Here is a 552-nt window from a genome sequence, read left to right on the forward strand (position 1 = left end):
ATTTCTGAATCAAGTATATTTATATTGTTAGTAATTAATTTTTTATTAAAAAATAGTGCCTCAAGTATCCGAAGAGTCCAGCCAGATTGATTTTCTTTAGTTATATCAACAATTATATTAGAATTTAATGTTCTTCTAATATTCTCTTCATAAGGTATTTGTTTTTCAATCAAATACTTTGAAGTAGGAGAGGATGTCTTATCTTTAACAACATTAAAATCTAGCTTACATCCTAGTGTTGTTAATCTATCAGCTAATTCATCAATTATTTGAAGACGCCCTTTATCACGACCAAGGAAAAAGCATATTGGCTGGCTGTTATTTTTGTCAAACAAACTATAACTTGTAATTTCTTCCATTCCGATAGGAAAAAATTGTTCTATTGCTTTGGTCTTCTCATTCCCTATAAATCTATTTTCAAAATCATAGATAATATCGAAATAATTTGCACTATCAAAAATAAAATCTTCGCTAACAGTATTTCTTAGCAGCAAAACCTTATGGCAATTAATATTTTTTAATATTTGTTTATTAATTCCTTTATTAATCACA

The 552-nt window shown here is 26.8% G+C and carries 1 pseudogene; it reads right to left on the bottom strand.

The window, feature by feature from the left end:
• Positions 1 to 552 (bottom strand): annotated as a pseudogene (gene waaS / locus EQY_RS0123680) (LPS core biosynthesis protein WaaS); the annotation flags it as partial.

It is taken from the genome of Escherichia sp. TW14182 (assembly GCF_000208525.1).
Classification (GTDB): domain Bacteria; phylum Pseudomonadota; class Gammaproteobacteria; order Enterobacterales; family Enterobacteriaceae; genus Escherichia; species Escherichia ruysiae.